A 21,735-nucleotide genomic window follows, 5' to 3' on the forward strand; every position below is an offset into this window, starting at 1 on the left:
GCGAAGCCCCCCGCCGGGGGTGCGGGTGGCGGAGCCCCCGCCCCGCGCGGCGCCAGCCGCGCAAAAACAACGAGGGCGACCCGGTCCGCGCTTTCCGCGGACACAGATCACCCTCGAACTCGTGGAGCTAAGGAGAATCGAACTCCTGACCTCTTGCATGCCATGCAAGCGCTCTACCAACTGAGCTATAGCCCCAACTCTGGTCCGCCGGGAGGTGTGCTCCGCGGCGGCGTCGCCAACCTTACACGGCCGCTGCCGTCTTCCGCCAAATCGGTTTCCCGCCCCTTGGCGGGAGCCCGGCCCGGCCCGCGGCACCGGCAGGTACTGTCGACGGCCCGTCCGTATCCCGTATCCCGTCCGCCCCAGATCCGACCGTCCGACCATCTCCCCCACGATCACGACTCCGGAGTCCGCACCGCCGTGAGCGCCCTCCAGCAGTACGCACAGAGCCGGGCCCGCGCCCGAAGCCCGCTCATGGCCCGGCTCCTGGCGCGCCCGGTGCTGATCGCCTCGGGCGTCTGCCTGTTCTCCTTCGCCGCGTTCTGGACGGCGCAGCGCGTGACGGACGTCTCCATGATCGACCTCATGGTCTACCGGGCGGAGGGCTGGACCGTACGCAACGGTGGCGATCTGTACGCGATGCGCGCCACCTACGCCGACCTCCCGACGACCTATCCGCCTTTCGCGGCACTGCTGTTCATGCCGTTGACGCTGCTGGACGTCGCGGACATGCGGACGTTGGCGACCGCGGGGAACCTCGTTCTGCTCGTGGCGGTCGTCCATCTCTCCCTTCAGTTGATCGGGCGCCCGTCTCGCTCGTCCTCGTCCCCGTCCTCCGACCTCTCCTTCCTCCCACGACTGCCGCAGCCCGCTGCCACGCTGCTGATCTCGTCCGTCGCCGTGTGGTGCGAACCGCTGTGGACGACGCTGCGCTACGGGCAGATCAACCTGCTGCTGACCGCACTTGTGCTGTGGGACCTCTCTCGCCGTCCCGGTCACCGCTTCGCGGGTGTGGGCATCGGCGTCGCCGCGGGCATCAAGCTGACACCGGCGCTGTTCGCGGTCTTCCTCGCGCTGTGCGGCACCGTACGGGCCGTACGGCGGCTGCGTGGCGCGGGAAGCGGCGCCGCGGCACCAGGCACCCCGAGCACCCCGAGCACCCCGAGCACCCCGAACGGTGAGCTGCGCCAAGCCGCCGTCGCTGCCGGGGCGTTCGCGGGGACGGTGCTGCTGGGCGCGCTGACACTGCCGTCCGACTCGCGGCGCTTCTGGTTCGGCGCGCTCTTCCAGTCGGAGCGCGTCGGGCACGCGGAGATCACCGACAACCAGTCGCTGCGTGGCGTCGTGGCCCGGCTGGCGCACGTGGGCGACCCGGGGTGGCCGTGGCTCGTACTGGCCGCCGTGGTGGCCCTGTTCGGCCTGGCGGTCGCCGTGGCGGCGGCTCTCGCGGACCGCAAGCGGCTGCCGTACGCGCCGGCGTGCGCGGCCATGGCGTGCGCCGTCACGGCGCTGCTGGTGAGCCCCGTCTCGTGGTCGCATCACTGGGTGTGGTGCGTGCCGCTGGTGATGCTGCTCGGCGCGGAGGCGCTGGAGCGTCGACGCGCCCTGCGGTGGCGAGTGTCGGCGGGGGCGGCGATGCTGCTGTTCTGCTCGTACGCGGTGTGGTGGGTCCCGCACGGCGCGACCGGCCCGGTCAAGCCCGAACTCCACCAGACCGGCGGCCAGATGGTGCTCTCGGCGCTCTACCCCGCGGCCGGACTGTGCTTTCTCGCGGTGGCCGCCGCGCTGTCGCTACGGGCGCGGGTCAGGCCGTCGCGAAGGAGTAGAACCGCTTGAGGGTGCAGTGCTCGTCGAGCAGACGCCCGTAGATGGGCTCGCCGTCCAGTTCGCGGTACGTCTCGATCGGGTCGCCCTTTATGATCAACGCCCGCGCGCAGTCCTCACACCAGTACTGGAACTCCGGGTTGACGGGCTCCATGTCGCGGACGATGGGCGTTCCGCTGCCGCACCAGTCGCACTTCCGGCTGTGTGCACCCATCAGTCATCAGCCCCAGCTGTGGCCGCAGGTCGTGCACACGTAGGAAACTCCTCCATTGTCGCCGAGCATCTGGGCAACGTTCGATGAACCGCATGCCGGACACAGCAACGTCCCTGACGACACCGCTGCGGGCCCCGTGGCTGGACATGTGCGCGGACCGGCCGACTGCCGACCGCCCTCGGTGAGGACCACTGCCGACATCGCACACGTCCCTCCCCTCGGCCGTACCCCCCTTCCGGCCGTCACGATTCTGCCACGTTCTCCCATTGCACAGGAGGCCTGGTCGGCGATAGGGGCGCGGACCGCGTCGCGATGTGTCCGTCCGGGGTTCGCGAGGCGTTCGCGAGGCGAAGCCTCGCAGAATCGACGGGCGCGGACGCGTTCCGGTTCCGGACATGTGGTGTGCCGGCCGCGCACGCGGCGGCGGGCCGGCCCCGGGGCGGGCCACTATCCGGCGCAGGGACGCCAGTTGGCGCCCGGCGACCGATGTCCCGGGCCGAGCGCCCCGGTCCCGCACCCGGCGCGGCCCGCGAACGGGCCCGTACCGGCCGCCCGGTTGGTGCGGCACGGCTCCGCGTCGCAGCAGGACGAAGGGCCGCAGGCCAAGCTCCGCCGGAGACCCACGGTCGCCGCGCGACGCCGCCTTCGCACCGTCGAACGCGAGAGTGGCCGCGCCGGCCACGCCGCCGGTGGCGGTGGGCGCCGGCGCGGCCACCTCGTACGGGAAGTCCCGGACGGCCGAGTCCCGGAGCGTCAACTCAGCCCGACCACCTGCCCGTTCTCGTCGATGTCGATGTGCTCGGCCGCCGCGTGCGACCCGAGGCCCGGCATCGTCCGCATCTCCCCGCAGACCGGGTAGACGAACCCTGCCCCGACCGAGGCGCGGACCTCCCGCACCGGCAGCGTCCAGCCGGTCGGCGCCCCCTTGAGCGCCGGATCGGAGCTCAGCGAGAGGTGCGTCTTGGCGATGCACACCGGCAGCGAGCCGAAGCCGTTCGCCGTGTAGCCCTTCAGCGCCTTCGCCGCCGCGGCGGAGTACGAGACCCCGTCGGCGCCGTAGACGCGGCGGGCGACCGTCTCGATCTTCTCCTCCAAGGTGGCCGAATCCGGGTAGAGCGGCTCGAACCGGCTGGGTTCCTCGGAGGCCTCGACCACGGCCTCCGCGAGGTCCTTGGCGCCCTTGCCGCCGCCGAGGTAGTGGTCGCTGACCGCCACGCGGGCACCGGCGGCCTCGGCGATCTCCCGGATCGCGGCGTGTTCGGAGGGGTAGTCGCCGGGGAACGCGTTGACCGCCACCACCGGCGAGACGCCGTGTATCCGGATGTTCTCGATCTGCTTGGTCAGGTTCGCGGCCCCGGCCAGCACATCGTCCGGGTTCTCCGCCAGCAGCTCCGGCGGCAGCGGCTTGCCGGCCACGATGCGGTGGTTGCCGGAGTGCGCCTTCAGCGCGCGCACCGTCGCCACCAGCACCGCGGCGTCCGGACGCAGCCCGGACGTACGGCACTTGATGTTGAAGAACCGCTCGGCGCCCATGTCCGCGCCGAACCCGGCCTCGGTGACCACGTAGTCGGCGCAGCGTGCCGCGATCCGGTCGGCGATCACCGAGGAGTTGCCGTGCGCGATGTTGCCGAACGGGCCCGCGTGCACGAACACCGGAGTGTTCTCCGTGGTCTGCATCAGGTTCGGCTTGATCGCCTCCCGCATCAGCACCGTCATCGCCCCGGCCGCCCGCAGCTGTTCGGCGGTGACCGGCGCGCCGGAGCGGGAGTAGCCGACCACGATGCGGCCCATCCGCTCCCGCATGTCGTGCAGCGAGTTCGCCAGCGCGAGCACCGCCATCACCTCGCTCGCCGCGGTGATGTCGAAGCCGGTCTGCCGCGGGCTGCCGTCGGCCGGGCCGCCGAGCCCGGTCACGATCGAGCGCAGGTCCCGGTCGTTGACGTCCAGCACCCGCCGCCAGGTGATCCGCTGCGGGTCGATGTCCAGTTCGTTGCCCTTGTGCAGGTGGTTGTCCACCATCGCCGCGAGCAGGTTGTGCGCCGAGGTCACCGCGTGCATGTCCCCGGTCAGGTGCAGGTTCAGCGACTCCATCGGCACCACCTGGCTGTAACCACCGCCGGCCGCGCCGCCCTTGATGCCGAACGTCGGCCCCATCGACGGCTGCCGGACGGTCACCGCCGAGCGGTGCCCGAGGTATTGCAGCGCCTGCCCGAGCCCGACCGTCGTGGTCGTCTTGCCCTCCCCCAGCGGGGTGGGCGTGACGGCCGAGACCAGCACGTACTTCGCCGGAGGCCGGGCGGCGAGCTCGTCGACAGCGGCCGTGGAGACTTTGGCGACGTGTCCGCCGTACGGCTCCAGCAGGTGGCTGCCGAGCCCGAGTCGGGCGCCGATCTCGTCGATCGGCTTCAGCTGCGTGGCCCGGGAGATGTCCAGATCGGACGGGATGCTCATGCGGGAACCTCCTGGAGCCGGGCGATCGCCGCGTCGCGCCACTGCGCTGTGCGGATGACCTCGTTGAAGGTGAACAGGTGCCAGCCGGCGACGCCTCCGGGCTGCCCGAACTCCGGGCGCAGCCCGTCGATCAGCGCGTCCGGGGTGTACGGCGCCAGCAGCTTGCCGACCATGCCGTGCTGCTTGCGCAGGAAGCGCAGCGATCCGCCGAGGCCGATCTTCATCGACACCCGCAGCAGCCGTGCCGCGTCCACCGCCCCCGGGAGGCCGATGTGGACGGGCAGATCGACCCCACGGGCCCGGACCTCGCCGAGCCAGTTCGCGATGCGCTGCGGGTCGTAACAGATCTGCGAGACCACGTAGTCGGCGTGCCGGGCCTTGTCGGTCATGGCACGCACGGTGGCCTCGTCGGACAGGAACGCGTGCCGCTCCGGGTAGCCGGTGATGCCCACCCGCCACGGCCGGCGGCCGAGCTCCTCCATCGCGCGCAGCACACCGAGCGCGTCGGGGAACTCCCCGACGGGTTCCGGGGAATCGCCCGCGACCACGAATACGTCGGAACCGATCGCCGCGCCGCGGTCGAGCAGTTCGGCCAGGTGCGCCCGGCTCGCGACGGACCGCGCGGCCAGGTGCGGCACGACGCGCATCCCGAGCCCGGCGAGCTCTTCCGCCGTGCGCATCGTCGCGTCCTGCCCCTTGGCCGCCGACGAGGTGACGGTGACGGCGGTGCCGGGCGGCAGCTGCTCGCACTGCTCCACGGCGCCGCGCACCGGCAGCACCTCGAACCGGGCGCCGCACAGCATCTCGTGCAGCCGTCGGGTAGCGGTGTCCATGCTCCAGCCCCCCTTCGCAGCTAGGCCGTCGCGGTGCGCTGGGCGGTCTTGGGGATGGCCTTCTGCGGGTCGAGGAAGGGCTTCTCGACCACTTCGGCCTGCTGCGGGCCGTGCTGGGTGTGCACCACCAGCTCGGTGCCCAGCTCCTGGTAGGCCACCGGCACCATCGCGAAGCCGATGTTGCGGTCCAGGCGCGGCGAGTGGCAGGCGGAGGTGACCTCGCCGATGCGCAGCCCGTGGGGGTCGTGCACGGCGAACGGCTCGATCATCCGGCCGTCGTTGAACGAGCCCACCGAGGGGCCGTCCATGTGCACCCCGACCAGCTTGCGCGTGACGCCCTCGGACTTGATCCGGGTCAGCGCCTCCTTGCCCAGGAAGTCGGCCTCCTGGTCCAGGTCGACCATCCACGTCTTCTCGAAGCCGTAGCCGACCTCGAACGGATTGGTCTCGTACGTGATGTCGCAGCCCCAGGAGAGGATTCCGGCCTCGATGCGCCGGATGTGGCACGGGCCGATCACCCGCATCCCGTGCGGCCGGCCGGCCTCCCAGATCGTCTCCCACAGCTTGACGCCGTCACGGGAGGCGTCGTGCAGGTAGATCTCGTAGCCCAGTTCGGCGGTGTACCCGGTGCGGGAGACCACCACCTGCATCCCGTTCAGCTCGCGGTCGACCGCGTAGTAGTAGGGCACGTCCCTGATGGACTCGCCGAACAGATCGACCATCACCTCCTGGGACTTGGGTCCCTGGACCTGCACCGGGCCCACGTCGGGCTCGCGGATCTGCACGTCCATCCCCAGCCCGTGCGCCAGGCCCTTGGCCCACAGCAGCACGTCGCTGTCGGCCAGCGACAGCCAGAAGTGGTTCTCGCCCAGCCGCAGGAGCACCGGGTCGTTGATGATCCCGCCGTCCTCGTTGGTCACGAACACGTACTTGCACTGGCCGACGCGGCACTTGTTCAGGTCGCGCGGGACGAGCATGTTGGTGAACTCGAAGGCGTCCGGGCCGGTGATCTCCACCTGCCGCTCCACCCCGACGTCCCAGAGCGTCACCCCCTCCAGCAGCGCCCAGTACTCGCCGACCGGGTCTCCGTAGTGCCGTGGGTGGTAGGTGTGGTTGTAGACGCTGTAGAGCCCCACCCCGTGCTGCCGGGAGGCGTGGAAGAAGGGCGACTTGCGCAGGCGGGTGTACTGGAGGATTCCGGGGTTCGGATTCACGGTCATGACAGATGCTCCTTCGCGGATCAGTGGATCACTGGATCAGTGAGATCAGTGGTGTGCTGGTGTGCTGGTGTGCTGGTGGCGATGGGCCGGCGCTCAGCGGCGGATGCGGTCCATCGCGGCGTCGAAGAGCGGCTCAGCCGCCACGGTGGCGGGCACCTTCTCGCCGAAGTACTCGATGATCACCCCCCTTCCGGGCACGGCCGCGGCGGCGGGCAGCCAGGCGTAGGCCACCGTCGTGCCGACCGTGTAGCCGAAGGACGCGCTGGTGACGTAGCCGGCGGGGGCGCCGTCCACATGCACCGGCTCCTTGCCGAGCACGGTCTGCGCGGGGTCGTCGACGGTGAGGCACGTCAGGCGGCGGCGGGCTGTCTCCTCGCTGCGGCCCTCCAGCGCCTCGCGCCCGATGAAGCCGCCTTCCTTGTCCATGCGCACGGCGAAGCCGAGACCCGCCTCGTACGGGTCGTGCTCGTCGGTCATGTCGGTGCCCCACGAGCGGTAGCCCTTCTCCAGCCGCAGGCTGTTGAAGGCGCTCCGCCCGCCCGCGATCACGCCGTGCTGCTGGCCCGCCTCCCACAGGGCGTCCCACAGCTTCAGTCCCGTGTCGGCCGTCGTGTACAGCTCCCAGCCCAGCTCGCCGACGTACGAGAGCCGCATCGCGACGACGGGCACGTTCCCGATCGAGGTGAGCCGGTTGCGGAAGTAGCCGAAGGCCTTGTGGCCGAAGTCGTCGCGGGTCAGCGGCTGTACCAGTTCGCGCGCGAGCGGCCCCCACACGCCGACGCAGCAGGTGCCTGGCGTGATGTCGCGGAGCTGGACACTCCCGTCCCCCGGCAGGTGGCGGCGGAACCAGTCCAGGTCCAGGTTGCTGTTCGCGCCGACCTGGAAGCGGTCCCGGGACAGCCGTGCCACCGTCAGATCGCTGCGGATGCCGCCGGACGGATCGAGCAGCAGCGTGTACGTGACGGCTCCCGGCTTCTTCGCGACGTTGTTGGTGGTCAGGTACTGGAGGAAGGCGGCGGCGCCGGGGCCGGTGACCTCGATCCGCCTGAGCGGGGTCATGTCGTAGAGCGCCACGCGCTCACGCGTCGCCTTGGACTCGGCGGCGGCGATCGGCGACCAGTACCGGGCCGACCACTCGTCGCGTTCCGGGACCTGGACGCCGTCGAGCAGGGCCGCGTTCGCCTCGTACCAGTGCGGTCGCTCCCAGCCCGCCGCCTCCAGGAAGTACGCGCCGAGTTCGCGTTGCCGGGTGTGGAACGGGCTGAGGCGCAGCGGGCGCGGGCGCTCCATCGGCTGGAGCGGGTGGATGATGTCGTAGACCTCGACGAAGTTCTGGCAGCCGCGCTCGCGGATGTAGTCGGGCGTCAGCTGTGTCTCCTCGAAGCGGTTCAGATCGCACTCGTGCACGTCGGTGGAGGGCCTGCCGTCGGCCAGCCACTCCGCGACGGCGTGCGCGACGCCCGCGGAGTGGGTCACCCAGACCGCCTCGGCGAGCCAGAAGCCGCTCAGTTCCGGGTGTTCGCCGAGCAGCGGCATGCCGTCGGGCGTGAAGGAGAACAGCCCGTTCATGCCCTCCTGCACGCTGGTGCCTGCCAGTTGGGGCAGCAGCCGGACGCTCTCCTCCCAGGCGGGCGCGAAGTCGTCCGGGGTGAAGGGCAGCATCGACGGCATCTGCGGCGCCTCGTCCGGGGCGAGTACGTCGTCCACGGCGACCGGCATCGGCCGGTGCCCGTAGTAGCCGATGCCGATACGGTCCCCGTGCTCGCGGAAGTACAGGTCGTGGTCCTGGTGGCGCAGGATCGGCATGCCCGCCTCGTCCTGGTCGCCGTTGACCCCGGCGAGCGATTCGAGCGGGCCGGTCTTGGCGTACTGGTGCGCCAGCGGTGTCAGCGGCACCGTCAGGCCCACCATCCGGCCGATCTTCGGCCCCCAGAAGCCGGCGGCGGAGACCACGATGTCGGCCGGGAACCGGGAATCGGCGGTGCGGACCGCGGTCACCCGGCCGTGCTCCTGCTCGATGCCCGTCACTTCCTGGTGTGCGAGGAAGCGTGCGCCCCGGGCGCCCGCACGCCGTGCCTGCGCCTCGCCCGCGCGAACCGCCTTGGCGAGCCCGTCACTTGGGACGTGCAGGCCCCCGTACACATGGTCCGGATCCAGCAGCGGGTGCAGCTTCGCGCACTCCTCGGGAGCGAGGAGCTCCGCCCGGGTGCCCCACGAAGTCGCCCAGCCGTGCTTGCGCTTGAGGTCGGCCCAGCGTGCCGGGGAGCCGGCCACTTCGAGCGACCCCGACTGCCGGAAGCACCAGGCGCCGTCGAGCGACAGCCGGGCGAACTTGCGCACGGTGTACTGGGCGAACTCGGTCATCGCCTTCGAGGGGTTGGTCTGGAAGACGAGGCCGGGGGCGTGCGAGCTGGACCCGCCGGTGGCGTACAGCGGGCCCTGGTCGAGCACGGTGACGTCGGTGAGACCGCGTTCGGTGATCTCATCGGCGAGCCCGCAGCCGACGATGCCGGCTCCGATGATCACGATGCGGGGTTGTGCCGCCATGGTCGACCTCCTTGTTTCGCTAAGAGATGTGGAGTTCGTAATACGCAACGACTGCGGGACATGCGTGTGCCTGGGTGGCCGCGTTCGGATCCGGCCCCGCGGTCGCCGGGAGCCGGGACCGGAGCGGGTCGGCCCGCCCCGGTCAGCGGCCCTGTGTGAGCAGTTCGTCGACCGCCTTCGCCTCGGCCTCGATGATGGTGTTGTCGCCGTGGCCGGGAAGCACCGCCGTACGGCTCGGCAGGGTCAGCAGACGGTCGCGGATGGAAGTGATCAGGGTGTCGAAGTCGCTGTACGAGCGGCCGGTCGCGCCCGGACCGCCGTTGAAGAGCGTGTCTCCGGTGAAGACGGTGCCCAGCGCGGCGGTGTAGAGGCAGACGGCACCGGGTGTGTGCCCGGGCGTGTGGATCACCTTGAGATCGACTCCGGCGACGGTGAGTTCGTCGCCGTCCGACAGGTGACGTCCCGGTGGGAAGGCCGGGTGAGTGAGCTCCCAGAGCACGTGGTCGCGTGGATGGAGGCGGATCCCGGCGCCGGTGGCGGCGGAGACCGCCGGGGCGGCGTCGATGTGGTCGCTGTGTCCGTGGGTGCAGATGATCGCCCGGACGGTCCGTCCGGCCACCGCGTCCGTGACGGCTTCGGCGTCGTGGGCCGGGTCGATGACCACGACCTCGTGGTCGTCGCCGACGAGCCATACGTTGTTGTCCACCTGCCACTCGCCGCCGTCCAGGGCGAACACGCCGGAGGTGACGAGCCGTTCGATACGTGCGGTGCGTGCGGTGCGTGCGGTACTTGCCGGCATCGCAGCATCACCACCGAACGCTCGCCCTTGCCGGAAGCGATGCCCCCCTGGGACTCGCTGCATCATCAGTCACCTCTTCTCGTTCGTGAGAGTCCAAGGGCCGCCGTCCGCACCGGAGTCGGGGCCGCCCGCGTACTCGGCCATCGCGTCAAGGAGCCAGTCGGCGACGTAGTCGGCGAACGACGCCCGTACGAAGATCAGGAAGGTGTCCGGTTCGCCGTCGGCCACCAGCAGCACGCGGGCGGCGCGTGCCAGGAGCGTCTGCGCGCACGCTCCGCCGCCGAACACCCGTGGGTGGACGTCGATCGAGCAGACCTTGCGCAGCACGTCCCGCGATCGCCGGCCGCTCAGCCGGAGCGCGGTGCTGTGCGCCGAGACGTCCGTGTACGCCGCGCAGGCGGTCGCCGCCGCCACCTCCCGCAGCGCGGTCGCGATCGCGCCCTCGGCCTCGGTGGCCGTACCCGGCGGCCCGACGACCAGCCATTCGTCGGGCCCGAGCCAGACCGCGGACCGGCCGCCCGCGCGGTGCACGGTGTTCGGCGTCCGGGGCAGGCCGAGCGGCGACGGCAGGGGAAGCGCGGTCTCGGGCGGTACGGGCTGCCCGGCGGCGTACCGGATCCGGATGTTGAACTGCGTGAGGAACGGGACCTCCCGGAGCGCGACGACGTCCGCCCGTCCCGCTCGCTCCAACTCGTCCGCCCGGTGCTGCAACGGCGAGCGCCGGACAGGCGGTGCCCCGGTCAGCGGCCGGGACAGCGTCGCGGTCGATTCAGCCATCCCTGCGGCTCCCTTCCTTGTCGTAGAAGACGGGCTCGGTGACCTGTGCGGCCACGGTCCGGCCGTCGAGGGGCACGTGGACCGTGCTGCCGATCCGGCCCCGGCCCCCCTTGAGCAGGGCGAGCGCGAACGTGCGGCCGAGCGCCGCGCTGCGGTAGCTGGAGGTGACGTGACCCAGCGAGGGGACGGGCACCGCCTGCCGGTCCGGCCCCCGGGCTCCGAGGGCGGCCTCGCCGTCCGTGATGTGGCCGCCTTCGGGGAGCAGTTCGTGCGCGTTCCACGGCAGCAGCCCGACCAGGTGCTTGCGGTCCGGCCGTCGCATGTCCGCGCGCTCGTGGGACCGCCTGCCGATGAACTCCTTGCGCTTGGAGACCACCCAGTCCATCCCCAGGTCCTGCGGTGTCACGGTGCCGTCGGTGTCCTGGCCGACGATCACGAAGCCCTTCTCCGCGCGCAGTACGTGCATCGTCTCGGTGCCGTACGGCGTGATGCCCTCGTCCGCTCCGGCGGCCATGACGGCCTCCCACAGGGCCAGGCCGTACCAGCCGGAGACGTTGATCTCGAAGGCCAGCTCGCCGGAGAAGCTGATCCGCGCAACCCGTGCGTCCAGGCCCGCCACCTGTGCGTCCCGCCAGGCCATGAAGGGGAAGTCGGCGCCTGCGAGCGGCAGTTCGGGAGCGAGACGCGAGAGCACGGTGCGAGCCCGCGGGCCGGCCACCGCGACCGACGCCCACTGCTCGGTGACCGAGGTGCAGAACACCCGCAGCTCGGGCCACTCCGTTTGCAGCCACTCCTCCAGCCAGTCCAGTACGGCCGCGGCGTTGCCGGTGGTGGTGCTCATCAGGAACCGGTCCTCGGCGAGCCGCAGGGACACGCCGTCGTCGAAGACCATGCCGTCGGCCCTGCACATGACGCCGTAACGGGAGGAGCCCACACGGAGCTTGGCGAATCCGTTGGTGTAGACGCGGTTCAGGAATTCGGCGGCGTCCGGGCCCTGAATCTCGATCTTGCCCAGGGTGGAGACGTCCATCGCCGCCACGCCCTCCCGTGCGGCCCGGCACTCCCGCAGCACCGCCGCCGCCATGTCCTCGCCGGGCCGCGGATAGTAGCGGGGGCGCTTCCACTGCCCGACGTTCTCGAAGACGGCTCCCTCTCCGACGTGCCAGCTGTGCATGGGAGTCGTACGCACCGGGTCGTACAGCCGCCCCCGCGCACGCCCCGCCAGCAGGGCGAACGGCACGGGCGTGTACGGCGGCCGGTGCGTGGTCGGGCCCAGCGCGCCGGCCCGCACACCGAGGGCGCCGGCGGTCGCCGCCGCGGTCGTCACACCGGACGTCCTGCCCTGGTCGTGCGCGGTGCCGATGGTCGTGTAGCGCTTGACGTGCTCGACGGAGCGCATGCCCGCGCCGACCGCGCGCTCGACGTCCGCGAGCGTGGAGTCCCGCTGGAGGTCGACGTACTGGGCCGCGGGGTCCGCCGCCGGGTGTGCGGGCAACGGCCACAGCGGCGGCGCCGGTTCGGGCTCCCAGGCGCCCGGGGGCCTCGGCACCTGACCGGCGGTCAGCCCCAGGTCGGCGGCGGCGTCCGCTCCGGCCGCGACGCCGTCGGCCAGGCACTCGCCCAGCCGCTGGAGGCCCCGAGCGGCCCCGGCGACCCGGCGGCGCGGATCCGGCTCCAACGGCACGTGCGCGCACAGCCGTTCGTCGTAGCGCATGCGTCCGCCGGGCTGCGTGTGCAGGTGGACGACCGGGTCCCAGCCCCCGCTGACCAGCAGCAGATCGCAGTCGACACCGGTGGCCGCGCCGGTCGCCGACGCCGCGTCCGCCGGGCCTCCGCCGGGCCGCGGCGCCACGCGCGCGGCGGTGACCCCGCCGTCCTCATGGCTCCCGCTGCTGCCGATCACCATGTGCCCGGCGGACACGGGGATGTCCCGGTCCGCGCACATCCGGGCCCAGTACGAGGGCACCCGGTCGCGGGCGTCCACGAGCCGGGCGATCTCCAGGCCCGCCTCGGCCAGTTCGACGGCGGCGGCGTACGCGCTGTCGTTGTTCGTGCAGACCACTGCCCGGCGGCCGGGCAGGGTGCCGTAGCGGTTGGCGTACGTGCGTGCCGCTCCGGCCAGCATGACGCCGGGCCGGTCGTTGCCGGCGAAGAGCAGCGGCCGCTCGTGCGCGCCCGTGGCCAGCACCATGCGGCGTGCCCGGATGTGCCACAGCCTGTCGCCCGCGCCCCCGCGCCGTTCCGCGGCCACCACGTAGTCGTGGTCGTAACGGCCAAGCGCGGTGGTGCTGTTGAGGAGCGTGGTCTCGGCGCGCCCCTCCAGTTCGGCGGCGGTGCGCCGGACCCACTCCAGGGCGGGCCGGTCCGCGATGCGTTCGCGGGTGCCGAGGACGCTGCCGCCCCACTCCGGCTGCTCGTCGAGGAGTACGACCCGCGCACCGGTGGCGGCGGCCGTACGGGCGGCGGCCAGTCCGGCCGGGCCGCCGCCGACGACGAGTACGTCGCAGTGGGCGTGCATCGTGTCGTGGGCCCCGCGGTCGGCAGGGTCGCCGGGATCGAGCCGCCCCTTGCCGCCGCGGAGGGAGGTGGCGCGCAGTCCGTCGTACAGCGGGACCACCGTGGCCTGCGCCATCGGCTCGACGGGAGAGGCGAAGCCGTCCGAGTGCACCCGCACCAGGGCGTTGGGCTCCTCCACCCCGGCGGCGTACACGCCGCGCGGCCTGCCGTGCACGGCGCTCTCGGCCACGGTGCGCACGCCGTTGGCGATCAGTGCCGAGGCGAGGGTGTCGCCGTGGCAGCCGGCGTACGCGACGCCGTCGAAGGTGAAGGAGAGCGGCCGTTCGCGGTCGATGCGGCCTCCCGAGCGCAGCCGGCGGCCGCTCATGACGCCATCACCGGTGCCGTCTCGCCGGGGAGGTAGCTGCCGCCCACCTCGTGGGTGACCGTGTGCCGGAGGACGTTGAACCAGCGCCGGCAGCCGGCCGAATGCTGCCACCGCTCGGCGAACCAGCCCTTCGGGTTGTCCCGCACGAACAGGTAGTCGGCCCATGCCTCGTCGCTGAGCGCGTCGGGAGCCGCCGGGTGCACGACGTGTGCCTGACCGCCGTAGTGGAACTCCACTTCGTCTCGGTCACCACACCAGGGGCAGGGGATCAGCAGCATGGCGCCTCCTGTGTTCCGTTCCGCTTGCGGGGCTGCGACTGTCTGCGGTTGTCGGCCGTGTACGGCGTCAGTGGGCGACGGCCGCCGCGCCGTGCTCGTCGATCAGCGCGCCGGTGGTGAACCGCTCCAGCGAGAACGGCTCGTTCAGCGCGTGGGGCCGGTCTTCGGCGATGGTGTGGGCGAACACCCAGCCCGCCCCGGGAGTGGCCTTGAAACCGCCGGTTCCCCAGCCGCAGTTGAGGTACAGCCCGTCGACGGGCGTGCGGCCGACGATGGGCGAGGCGTCCGGTGAGACGTCCACGACACCGGCCCAGGTACGCAGCACCCGGGCCCGCGCGAAGGCGGGGAACAACTCCAGCGCCGCCGCGATCTGTTGCTGGATCACGTGGAAACCGCCGCGCTGGCCGTACGAGTTGTACCGGTCCACCCCGGCGCCGAGGACCAGCTCACCCTTGTGTGCCTGGCTCACGTACACGTGGACGGCGTTGGACATGACCACGCACGGATGCAGGGGTTCGAACAGCTCGGAGACGAGTGCCTGGAGCGGGTGACTCTGAACCGGCAGCCGCAGCCCCGCCATCCCGGCCAGCACCGAGGTGTGGCCCGCGGCGGCAAGGGCCACCCTGCCCGCGGAGATCGCACCCTGGTTCGTCTCCACTCCGGTCACGCGTCCGTCCCGCACGGTGATGCCGGTGACCTCGCAGTTCTGGATCAGGTCGACGCCGAGGGCGTCGGCGGCCCGGGCGTACGCCCAGGCGACCCGGTCGTGATCGGCGATTCCCGCGCGCCGTTGCAGGGTGGCGCCCAGCACCGGGTACCGCGCCTCCTCGGAGACGTTGACGATCGGGCAGAACTCCTCGACCTGCGCGGGATCGAGCCACTCGGCGTCGATGCCCTGCAACCGGTTCGCCTCGACCCGCCGCACGCTGTCGCGTACGTCCTGGAGGGTGTGGGCGAGGTTGAGGACCCCGCGCTGGCTGAACAGCACGTCGTAGTCCAGCTCTTCGGACAGTCCCTCCCAGAGCTTCAGCGCGTGCTCGTAGAGCGCGGCGCTCTCCTCCCAGAGGTAGTTGGAGCGGATGATCGCGGTGTTCCGGGCCATGTTGCCGCCCGCGAGCCAGCCGCGTTCCAGCACGGCGACGTCGGTGATCCCGTGGTTCCGGGCCAGGTAGTAGGCGGTGGCCAGACCGTGTCCGCCGGCGCCCACGATCACCACGTCGTAGGTACGCCGTGGGCGCGGGTTACGCCACAGTGCTGGGGGGTGTTCGGGCACCACAGATGCCATGGGCGGACCCTTCTGTCAGCGCGGGACAGGTCCAGGCAGAGACGGATGGTGACAGAGACGGAGGGTGATACAGAGCGAGAACAGCGGGACGCTGTTTCGCATTACACAACTCGCTTCTTTATGAGAAACGGTTCCGCGGCACGAGTATGGAGGGTCATGGCCGTGCGTCAACCCCTTTCAGGGAATTTCCAGGCCACTTCGACGGCCCGTCGGAGCAGTCGCGCCACCGCGCGCCCTCGCGTCGAACCACACGCCCTAACCGCGGCGTTCGATGCGCGCGCTGATCTCGGCCGCCGCAGTGCTCACCATCTCCGCGAGCTGCGGAAAGACGTCCGTCGACAGCCGGTACGAGGGACCGGAGATGCTCAGCGAGGCGACGACGGCGCCCTCCGCGCCGTAGATCGGGCACGCGATGGCGTTGAGCCCGATCTCCAGCTCCTCCGACGTGCTGCTCCAGCCCCGCCGGCGCACCTCTGCGAGCTCGCCCTGCAACTCGCGTACGTCGCAGATCGTGTGGTCCGTGAACCGCTCCAGCCCGTCGGCGAGCAACTCCTCGCCGCGCTCGGGAGGTTCGTAGGCCAGCAGCACCTTCCCGCTGGACGTGGCGTGGAGCGGGGTGCGCTGGCCCACCCAGTTGTAGGCGCTCACGGAGCGGAGCGCGCGGATCTGGCTGACATTGATGGCCTCGTCGCGGTCGAGGACGGCGATGTTGACCCCCTCGCCAGACTCCTCGGCGAGGTGCTGGCACACGGCGCGGCTCTCCCGTGTGATCTCCAGCTGGGCGCTGGCGGCGCCGGCGAGCCGCACGATGCCGTGGGCCAACTCGTACTTGCCGCGGTCCGCGGTCTGTTCGACGAGATCGCGCTGTTCCAGCGCACCGACGAGCCGGAAGGCGGTGGACTTGTGCACGCCCAGCTCCTCGGCGATCTCGGTCACTCCGACCTCGCCGTGCCGGGCGAGGATCTCCAGCACGGTGACCGCGCGGTCCACCGACTGCACGAGCGAGCCCGCGGGCCTGCCTCCGGAGGCGGCGTTGTTCTGCGTCTCGTTGGCCATGGCCGAACGGTATATCGGCTGGCTCGAACTTCTGCTTGACACTGCTTCCCCGGCGCCTGCATTGTCTGGTTGTTGCGCATCGCCAGTCAGGCTGTGCAATACGCAACTCTCCCGAGTGGCGACTCGTCAACACCCGTGTTCTGCATGCCCGTTCACGTCCCTTGTCGTATCCGCGGCTGCTGTCAGGTGTCCGCCCGCGTACGGAGGAATCGTCATGGAGCACCAGCGCGGACCGCCCGGGGCGAGCACTCCGGCCCATCACGCCGGCATGGTCACTCCGGCAGGAACCCCAGCAGCCAGGAGATCTCCGTCGCTGCGTCGATCACCGACTTGGCGACGTCCGGCAGCCGCTCTGGGGTGAGCCGGTACGAGGGTCCCGAGGCGCTCACGGCGAAGACCACGGTCCCGTCCGCCGCACGCACGGGGGCGGCCGCCGCGTTCAGCCCCACCTCCAGCTCCTCCGAAGCCAGGCCGTAACCCTGTGAGGCGATCAGGGCCAACTCCTCTTCCAGCGCCGCCACATCCGTCACCGTTGCGGGCGTGAACTCGTCGAGCCCCGCCGCGTACAGGTCGTCACGCTCGCGCGACGGCGTGAACGCGAGCAGCACCTTGCCGCTCGCGGTCGCGTGCAGTGGCGTACGGCGGCCCATCCAGTTCTGCGTGATGACCCCGGCGAGACCACGCACCTGCGCGATGTTCACCGCCATGCCGTCGTCGGACACGGCGATGTTGACGGTCTCGCCCACCTCTTCCGCCAGGGCCTCGCAGATCGGGTTCGCCAGCGTGATCGTGTCCGGCTGAAGGCGCTTCGCGCCGCCGAGGCGGATCAGCTCAAAACCGAGGCAGTACTTTCCGCGCAACTCCCGCTGCTCCACCAGGCCCCGCGCGGCCAGCGCGTTGACCAGCCGGAAGGCCGTCGACTTATGCACGCCCAGGGCCTCGGCGATCTGCGTGACGCCCGCTCTCTGCTTGCGGGCCAGGAACTCGAGCACGTCGACGGCGCGGTCGACCGCCTGCACGGTGAAGGTTGCGGACGTCTCCCGAGACCTGTTGCTCATAACGCGACTATAGAGGTGGTCACCGGGCCCTTCCCCGGTTGCGAACCATGTTCATGTCACCCGACGCCAGCCGTTGCACGACGTGCAGCGCCGAATCGGGATCACTCACCAGGGAAGGTGCACGTGCAATGACAAACCTGGTGGAGCTAAGGAGAATCGAACTCCTGACCTCTTGCATGCCATGCAAGCGCTCTACCAACTGAGCTATAGCCCCGGGCAGTTCACGTACCGGCCGGCGCGGAGGCCGCAGCCCTGCCTCGTGAACGGGAGGAAGCCTAACCGGCGACCAGGCCGGATGGGAAATCAGCCACAGACGAAGCCAACGGGCGGACGTGCAGCCGCAGTCGGGCCGAGTCAGTCGTCGTCTCAGTCGTCGTCGCCGAGCACCGGCTGCGGAAGCGTGCCCGCGTTGTGTTCCAGGAGCCGCCAGCCGCGCAGGCCCTCCCCCAGCACGGACCAGCAGCAGTTGGAGAGCCCGCCGAGCGCCTCCCACGTGTGCGGCACCAGGCCCAGCAGGCGTCCGATGGTCGTGCGGATGGTGCCGCCGTGGCTGACGACGACCAGCGTGCCGCCGGGCGGCAGCTTCTCCACGTTCCGCTCCACGACGGGCGCGGCCCGGTCGGCGACCTCCGTCTCCAGTTCGCCGCCGCCGCGCCGCACGGGCTCGCCGCGCTTCCACGCCGCGTACTCCTCGCCGTACCGCTCGACGATCTCCTCGTGCGTGAGGCCCTGCCACGCTCCCGCGTACGTCTCACGCAGCGCTTCGTCGTGCGTGACGTCGAGCCCGGTGATGGCGGCGAGCTCGGCGGCAGTCGCGACCGTACGTTGCAGATCCGAGGCGAGGATCGCGTCGGGGCGCAGCGCGGCCAGGAGACGGGCCGAACGGCGCGCCTGCTCCAGCCCTGCCGGGGTCAGCTCGATGTCGGTGGAGCCCTGGAAGCGGCGTTCCAGGTTCCAGGCGGTCTGGCCGTGCCGCCAGAGCACGACCCTGCGGTCTCGGCGCACGGGCGGCGCGGGAGTGGGGGTGACGGTGGGCCGCGCCGTCACCGGGGGCCGTCACTTCCGCTCCGCTCGGACGCGGGTTCGTACGCTCCCGAGACCCCGTTGCCGCCCGCACCGTCGCCGTCGCCGCCGGAGGCCGCCTCCTGCACGGCGTGCTCGCGGGCCTTGCCGCGGGTCGCCTTGGCGTCCTCCGGGAGCTCCAGCTCGGGGCAGTCCTTCCAGAGCCGCTCCAGCGCGTAGAAGACCCGCTCCTCGCTGTGCTGCACGTGCACCACGATGTCGATGAAGTCCAGGAGCACCCAGCGCCCGTCGCGCTCGCCCTCGCGGCGGGCCGGCTTGGCGCCCTGCTCCTTCAGCAGTCGTTCCTCGATCTCGTCGACGATCGCCTTGACCTGCCGGTCGTTGGGCGCGGAGGCGAGCAGGAAGGCGTCGGTGATGGCGAGGACGTCGCTGACGTCATAGGCGACGATGTCGTGCGCGAGCTTGTCGGCGGCAGCCTGGGCGGCGGCGTCGACCAGCTCGATGGAACGGTCCGTGGCGGTCACAGGCAGAGCTTTCGTCGGGAGCGGCGGTCATGTGTGCGTATCCGGAACCAGGATCTCACGACCTGCCGGGGGCTCTCACTCCTTGTAGTCCTTGCCCAGCACGACCGTCACATCGGCGTTCGCCGCGCTCTTGCCCTTGCGGACCGCGTTTCCGGGGAGCCCGAGGGTCTTGGCGACTTCCTCCGCCTTGGGCTTGAACTTGCCGTCGGCGTACGTCACCTGGGAGCGGGCCTGTGCCTTGCTGCCCGCGCCGCCCTTGACCACCGTGTAGCCGCTGTTGACCAGCGCCGCGGAGGCCGCGTCGTCGCTGCCGCGGTTGCCGCTCGCGTTGACGATCTTCACCCTGGGTGCCGCGTTCGGGTCGGTGTTCTTCACGGTGCCGCCGAGCACCTGTTTCACCAGGCCGTCACTCGTACGTGCGCTGAGGGTGCCGTTGGCCCTGACGGGCAGCACCTGCGTCTTGTACGCGCCGCCCTTGGCCTGGTCCGCCAGCTTCGCCAGCGAGGCGCCCAGCTCGGGCTCGGGCAGGGACGGGTCCGGAATCTGGCCGAGAGTCTCGACGGTCTTCGTCGCCGACTTCGAATCGCTGGAGAGCTTCCGGAGCGTCTGGTGCATGACCTCGCCGAAGCGCTCCAGCTGCCGCGTCTGCGGCTCGCCCCGGCCCCGGTACGTGGCGTAGGCGACCGCTCCGCGCCCGTCGAGGGTCTGCGCCTTGCCGCGCTCGACCAGCGGCTTGTCGCCCTTCTTCTCCCCGGGGACTGTCGCGTTCGCGTCGATCTTGATGCCGCCGACCAGCTCGACGAGGTTCTCCAGATACGGGGTGTCCAGGCGCCAGCTGCCCTTGATGTCCGCGCCCAGCAGTGTGCCGAGGGCCTCCCTGGTCGGGGCGGTGCCCTCGTCCTCGACGGCCTTGCCGAGGGTGGTCGTCGTGCCGTTCTCGCCGGAGACCGCGAGGGAGTTCGGGAGCAGGACGGTGTCGCCCCGCTTGGCGTCGGCGTTGTCCACGAGGAGCGCGGTCGAACTGCCGCCGCCGTTCAGCGAGCGCAGATGCACCACGATCACGTCGCGCTGCTGGCCGGCCGCCGTGGCGGGCCCGCCCTGGTCGTCCGTGAGGCCGGGCAGCTTGCCCGCGTAGAAGAGGTATCCGAGGCCGCCGGCCGCCACCAGGACGAGGGCGACGACGAGGGTGACGACGCGGTTGCGGCCCCGCCGCCTCGCCTCCTCGCGGCGCTCGGTCCGGCTCTCGCTGAACTTGAGCCAGTCGATGACGTCCTCGGAGTCGTCCGTCTGCTCCTCGACGAAGGAGAACTGCTGCGTGCGGTATCCGCCGTCGGCGTCCCGGCCGGGGGCGCCCGTCCTCGCGCCGGCGTCGGGCGGGGGCGCGCCCGCGGACGGCGGCGCCTGCTGGTGCTGCTGCTGCGGGATCCACTCCTGCTGGGTCTGCTGCCCGGGGCTCTGGGGGTACGGCTGCGGCGGTGCCTGCTGCCCGTAGCCGCCGTAGCCCTCCTGAGTTCCGCCGGTTCCGTAGCCCTCCTGGGCGCCGCCGGTTCCGTAGCCCTCGTACCCCTGGCCGCCACTCCCGCCGTAGCCGTAACCCTGCGGTTCGGAGGGGCCGGGCTGCTGGGGCGGCTGCTGCCGGCCGCCCGTTCCGTACGGCCCGCTCTCGTCGTAACCGTAGACGGGCTGCCCGTACTCGTCGTACCCGAGGAACCGGGGCTGCTCGGACTGCTGCGGGCCCTGCTGCTGCCCGTACGGGTCGTACCCGTAGCGCTCGTTCATGTCTGGGGCGCCTCCTCCCCGTACAGCCCCCGCTTGTTGATGTAGCGCACGACGCCGTCCGGGACCAGATACCAGACGGGATCGCCCCGCCGCACCCGCGCCCGGCAGTCCGTCGAGGAGATGGACAGGGCCGGAACCTCCACCAGCGACACCCCGCCGTCCGGCAGGCCCGGGTCGGTCAGCGCGTGGCCGGGCCGGGTGACCCCGATGAAGTGGGAGAGGGAGAAGAGTTCGTCGGCGTCGCGCCAGCCGAGGATCTGGGCGAGGGCGTCGGCGCCGGTGATGAAGAAGAGGTCGCTCTCCGGGTTGGCCGCCCTCAGATCACGGAGCGTGTCGATCGTGTACGTACGGCCGCCGCGGTCGATGTCGATGCGGCTGACGGAGAACTGCGGGTTGGAGGCCGTCGCGATGACCGTCATCAGATAGCGGTCCTCGGCCGGCGAGACCTCCTGCTGGCTCTTCTGCCACGGCTGCCCAGTCGGCACGAAGACGACCTCGTCGAGGTGGAAGCGCGTGGCCACCTCGCTCGCGGCGACGAGGTGCCCGTGATGGATCGGATCGAACGTCCCGCCCATCACCCCCAGCCGCCGCTTGCCGGTGCCGGGCACTATGTCCTCTCCCATGCGAGCCGACCTTATCCCCTCTATGCCCGCTTCGCTGCTCCGCCCGTACGACGCCCGGCCGCCCGCGCGAAGGGACGGCGACGGGGCGGTGACGGGACGGCGACGCGGCGACGGACGCGCGATCACCCGGGACCGTACGCGGAGCAGGGCCGCGGAGCAGGGAGGGTCAGCGGTCCCGGTTGAAGCGGGTCGTGATCCACAGCAGCAGGAGCAGGGCCAGCAGCGCGCCGCCGCCGGTGATGAAGGGAAGCGCGGGGTCGTGATCGCCGCTGTGCTCGCCGCCCTCGGCGGCCAGGACGGTGAGGGCGTTGTGAGTGGTGCTGAGAAGCGTCATCGTCGGCGGGACCTATCCACGAGTGGGCCGGACAGTACGTCGTGTGCTGCACATCGTAAGCGGCCGCCCGCGGCCCGCCGACGCCACCTCTCGGTTCCGCGCCCGCGCTGCTGCTCCGCTTCCCTCCCGGCTCTCCGCCCGGTCCGCGTCCCCTCTTGCCCGACCTGCCCGTCCTGCCCGATCTGCCCGATCTCCTCGGCTCGTCCCGGCGACGCAACCTTCCGAG

At 71.4% G+C, this 21,735-nt stretch carries 17 protein-coding genes, 2 tRNA genes and 1 pseudogene; 1 reads left to right on the top strand and 19 read right to left on the bottom strand.

From position 1 onward, the window contains the following. Positions 1-122: 122 nt before the first annotated feature. Positions 123-195, bottom strand: a tRNA-Ala gene (locus tag QQM67_RS18960). Positions 196-420: 225 nt separating this feature from the next. Here QQM67_RS18960 and QQM67_RS18965 point away from each other — a divergent pair. Beyond that, positions 421-1,836 carry a glycosyltransferase 87 family protein gene (locus QQM67_RS18965; protein ID WP_399067121.1) on the top strand — a complete coding sequence of 472 codons (1,416 nt, stop codon included), beginning with the start codon at positions 421-423 and terminating at the stop codon, positions 1,834-1,836. Here the strand turns inward: QQM67_RS18965 and QQM67_RS18970 are convergent. The 18 genes and pseudogenes from QQM67_RS18970 to QQM67_RS19050 form a co-directional block, all read right to left on the bottom strand. Continuing rightward, entirely contained in the window at positions 1,805-2,038 is a 234-nt protein-coding gene (locus tag QQM67_RS18970) for a hypothetical protein (RefSeq protein ID WP_045863337.1), read from the bottom strand. The genes QQM67_RS18965 and QQM67_RS18970 overlap by 32 nt on opposite strands. 6 nt (positions 2,039-2,044) lie before the next feature. Continuing rightward, a complete protein-coding gene (locus QQM67_RS30690) occupies positions 2,045-2,239 on the bottom strand; it encodes a hypothetical protein (protein ID WP_399067123.1) in 195 nt (64 codons plus the stop codon). Between the two features lie 552 nt (positions 2,240-2,791). Further along, positions 2,792-4,489 (bottom strand): formate--tetrahydrofolate ligase, encoded by a 1,698-nt coding sequence (locus QQM67_RS18975; RefSeq protein ID WP_314175147.1) that lies wholly within the window; start codon positions 4,487-4,489, stop codon positions 2,792-2,794. After that, on the bottom strand, positions 4,486-5,322 hold the full coding sequence (locus QQM67_RS18980) for a methylenetetrahydrofolate reductase (RefSeq protein ID WP_314175148.1): 837 nt from the start codon (positions 5,320-5,322) through the stop codon (positions 4,486-4,488). The genes QQM67_RS18975 and QQM67_RS18980 overlap by 4 nt, the downstream gene beginning before the upstream one ends. A 20-nt stretch (positions 5,323-5,342) precedes the next feature. Next, on the bottom strand, positions 5,343-6,542 hold the full coding sequence (locus QQM67_RS18985; RefSeq protein ID WP_314175149.1) for a glycine cleavage T C-terminal barrel domain-containing protein: 1,200 nt from the start codon (positions 6,540-6,542) through the stop codon (positions 5,343-5,345). Positions 6,543-6,635: 93 nt separating this feature from the next. Next, the gene (locus QQM67_RS18990; RefSeq protein ID WP_314175150.1) at positions 6,636-9,089 is read right to left on the bottom strand and encodes a GcvT family protein; all 2,454 of its coding nucleotides are present in this window, start codon (positions 9,087-9,089) and stop codon (positions 6,636-6,638) included. Between the two features lie 142 nt (positions 9,090-9,231). Further along, complete coding sequence (locus QQM67_RS18995) at positions 9,232-9,888, bottom strand: MBL fold metallo-hydrolase (protein ID WP_314175151.1); 657 nt, start codon at positions 9,886-9,888, stop codon at positions 9,232-9,234. 69 nt (positions 9,889-9,957) lie between these two features. Next, complete coding sequence (locus QQM67_RS19000; protein WP_314175152.1) at positions 9,958-10,665, bottom strand: sarcosine oxidase subunit gamma; 708 nt, start codon at positions 10,663-10,665, stop codon at positions 9,958-9,960. Next, positions 10,658-13,827, bottom strand: a pseudogene (locus tag QQM67_RS19005) (sarcosine oxidase subunit delta family protein). Before QQM67_RS19005 ends, QQM67_RS19000 begins: the two are co-directional and overlap by 8 nt. 67 nt (positions 13,828-13,894) lie before the next feature. After that, entirely contained in the window at positions 13,895-15,112 is a 1,218-nt protein-coding gene (locus QQM67_RS19010; protein ID WP_314175153.1) for a sarcosine oxidase subunit beta family protein, read from the bottom strand. A gap of 255 nt (positions 15,113-15,367) precedes the next feature. Next, positions 15,368-16,168, bottom strand: coding sequence for an IclR family transcriptional regulator (locus QQM67_RS19015; protein WP_314175154.1), 801 nt, complete (start codon positions 16,166-16,168; stop codon positions 15,368-15,370). A 272-nt stretch (positions 16,169-16,440) separates the two neighbouring features. Beyond that, positions 16,441-17,226 carry an IclR family transcriptional regulator gene (locus QQM67_RS19020; RefSeq protein ID WP_314175155.1) on the bottom strand — a complete coding sequence of 262 codons (786 nt, stop codon included), beginning with the start codon at positions 17,224-17,226 and terminating at the stop codon, positions 16,441-16,443. A 138-nt stretch (positions 17,227-17,364) separates the two neighbouring features. Further along, positions 17,365-17,440: transfer RNA gene (locus QQM67_RS19025), tRNA-Ala, on the bottom strand. A 152-nt stretch (positions 17,441-17,592) separates the two neighbouring features. Beyond that, positions 17,593-18,273, bottom strand: a complete 681-nt coding sequence (locus tag QQM67_RS19030; protein ID WP_314175156.1) for a histidine phosphatase family protein — start codon at positions 18,271-18,273, stop codon at positions 17,593-17,595. After that, positions 18,270-18,773 carry a ribosome silencing factor gene (rsfS, locus tag QQM67_RS19035; protein ID WP_314175157.1) on the bottom strand — a complete coding sequence of 168 codons (504 nt, stop codon included), beginning with the start codon at positions 18,771-18,773 and terminating at the stop codon, positions 18,270-18,272. Before rsfS ends, QQM67_RS19030 begins: the two co-directional genes overlap by 4 nt. Positions 18,774-18,848: 75 nt before the next feature. Beyond that, complete coding sequence (locus QQM67_RS19040) at positions 18,849-20,552, bottom strand: LCP family protein (protein ID WP_314175158.1); 1,704 nt, start codon at positions 20,550-20,552, stop codon at positions 18,849-18,851. Beyond that, positions 20,549-21,175, bottom strand: a complete 627-nt coding sequence (gene nadD / locus QQM67_RS19045) for a nicotinate-nucleotide adenylyltransferase (RefSeq protein WP_314175159.1) — start codon at positions 21,173-21,175, stop codon at positions 20,549-20,551. Before nadD ends, QQM67_RS19040 begins: the two co-directional genes overlap by 4 nt. 166 nt (positions 21,176-21,341) lie before the next feature. After that, the gene (locus QQM67_RS19050) at positions 21,342-21,509 is read right to left on the bottom strand and encodes a hypothetical protein (RefSeq protein WP_314175160.1); all 168 of its coding nucleotides are present in this window, start codon (positions 21,507-21,509) and stop codon (positions 21,342-21,344) included. Between the last annotated feature and the right edge of the window lie 226 nt (positions 21,510-21,735).

Origin of the sequence: Streptomyces winkii (assembly GCF_032248595.1) — a bacterium.
Lineage (GTDB): Bacteria > Actinomycetota > Actinomycetes > Streptomycetales > Streptomycetaceae > Streptomyces > Streptomyces winkii.